Source organism: Ruegeria sp. (assembly GCF_028066395.1).
Classification (GTDB): domain Bacteria; phylum Pseudomonadota; class Alphaproteobacteria; order Rhodobacterales; family Rhodobacteraceae; genus Ruegeria.
Genome location: NZ_JALCBM010000048.1, coordinates 33,950 through 36,417, shown reverse-complemented (window position 1 = coordinate 36,417; position 2,468 = coordinate 33,950). Strand labels below are relative to the sequence as shown.

Annotated in this window: 1 protein-coding gene; it reads right to left on the bottom strand. The window is 61.3% G+C overall.

Annotation, left to right across the window (positions count from 1 at the left end; translation table 11 throughout):
• Positions 1 to 2,348, bottom strand: a 2,348-nt coding sequence (locus MPJ51_RS14940; protein ID WP_298388372.1) for an amino acid adenylation domain-containing protein, incomplete at its 3' end; no start/stop codon positions are given.
• Between the last annotated feature and the right edge of the window lie 120 nt (positions 2,349 to 2,468).

The following is a 2,468-nucleotide window of genomic DNA, read 5'->3' as shown; positions in this document are numbered from 1 at the left end:
GTCAGGCCCAGCTTGTAGGCCACGCGGGTGGCCAGGAAATCCTTGTCGTTGCCAAACAGCTCGGCAAAGTTCTTGACCGGATAGCTGGCGGCAAAGCGCCTGGATGCGCCGGGTTCCGACAGTACGTTGTTCAGCAGATAGGAGTTCTGGGCCGACCCCGCGAAAATCCCGATCCGGCCATCGAAGCGTTCCGGATCATGCCCGGCATTGTCCAGCGCGGTCTGCGCCAGTTCCAGCAAGATCCGATGCTGTGGGTCCAGCGCCTTGGCGTCATGCGGCGGGATACCGAAATGGCGGGCGTCGAAATGATCCGCATCCTCCATGATGCCCCGCGCGGCCACATAGGTGCCATCGGGATCAGCCTCGGAGGGGTCGGCTTCAAGCTCTTCGGGGGTGAAATGCGAAATCAGCTCCTCACCCGCGACCAGTTTCTGCCAGAAGCTGTCGACATCCCTGGCACCCGGGAAACGCCCGGCCATGCCGACGATGGCAATCAGACCCGTGCCCACCTGCCCGGTGGGTTCCCGCAGGCGGGCCGGTTTGCTGTCGGGGCTGTCTTCCAGCCACTTGGCCAGCGCGGTCACGCTGGGCTTGTCGAACAGGGCAGTAATCGGAAACCGCCGGTCCAGTGTTGTTTCCAACTGATTGTGCAACCGCGCCAGATGCAGCGAGGACGCGCCCAGATCGAAGAAATTCACCTGTCGGTCAATCTCATCACAATCCAGAATGTCCTGCAGATAGGTTGCGATCAGATCGCCCACGCCATGGCCACCCTTACGGGCCGGGCGTGCCCTGGGCGCAACCGTCTTCAGACCCGCCAGCAGTGCCCGGCGGTCCACCTTGCCGTTCTGGTTCAGTGGCAGTTGATCGACCTGTTCCAACCGTGTCGGGCAGGCATAGTCTGGCAGCGTTTTCTGCAACTCGGCACGAATGGCCTGCGGGTCAAACGCCGCCCCTTCGGCGGTCACGCAAAACCCGATCAGCGCCTTGTCGGTTTCATCCGCACCGGGTTGAGCCGCCACCGCAGCGCGGACAACGGATGGCTGCGCTTCCAGCGCAATCTCGACCTCATCCAGCTCAACCCGGAAGCCACGGATTTTCACCTGACTGTCGATGCGACCGAAGAAACGGAAGACGCCATCTTCGTCCATTTCGACCAGATCACCGGAACGATAAAGACGCTGCCCATCATCCCACGGCGCGGGCACGAATTTTTCAGCCGTCAGGTCAGGCCGGTTCCAATAACCCAGCGCCAGCCCGCGCCCGCCGATATAAAGCTCTCCCTTTTGACCCGGCGCGCAGGGCTGCAGGTCCTCGTCCAGGGCAAACAGGTCGGTGCCCCTGACGGCGGGGCCGATCGGAATGGATTGCCCACTGGCCAGATCCTGATCGGTGATCAGATGCGCGCTGACCACATTACTTTCGGTCGGGCCATAGCCATTGATCACCCTCAGACCCGGACACAACCCACGCACCTTGGCGACATGCGCGGGCGAGACCACGTCACCGCCGACGATCAACTGACCCACATTGGCAAAACAGTCCGGTCGCAGATCAGCCACCGCGTGAAACAGCCCCGAGGTCAGCCACAAAGTATTCACGCCATGGCTTTCAATCGCCTCGGCCAGATCAGAGATCGACAATCGCCCATCGGGCGGAATGACCACTGTACCGCCGTTCAGCAGCGCCGCGAAGAAATCGATGATCGAGGTATCAAAGGCAAAAGCCGAGGAATGCAGCGTGACGGTCTGCGGCCCCAGCGTTAGCCAATCCGTATCGCACAGCAGCCGGATGATCGACCGATGCGGCACCACAACCCCTTTGGGCGTGCCGGTCGTGCCGGAAGTATACATCACATAGGCGATGCTTTCCCCCGTCACCTGGGCCTGAGCCATGCCGCCGTCCGATGGGAACGCATCGGGGTGCAGAATGGTCAGGTCCGCATCCGCCAATTCCGGGCAATCGCCCAGCAGAACGGAAATCCCAGTGTCTTCGGCCATGAATTTCAGCCGTTCCGCAGGCAGCGCCACATCAAAGGGCACATATCCCGCCCCGGCCTTCAGCACCGCCATCACCGCCACCGGCAGCATCACCGAACGTTGCGAGGTGATCCCCACCAGACCACCCGGCACCACGCCCTGTTCGACCAGCCAGGCAGCCAAGGCATCGGAACGCGCGTCCAGCGTGGCGTAATCCATGCTGTTATCGCCAAAACGCACCGCAACCCGCGCGCCCATTTCGCGGGCAATGGTCCGAAATCGGGTCACGACCTCGACAGGGTCTGCCTGTCGTCGCGCATTGGGCAAGGTCTGATCGCCCGTCCGGTCAGAGGATATATGTTTGTTCATTGAAAAAATTCTTCACAAAAACCACTCAACACTCACGGTTACCGGCATTGAAACGGGGCGCCTCCATCCACACTCAGCGCGCCATTTCCTGAACAGAGACAGAATCCCGAGTCATCCAGT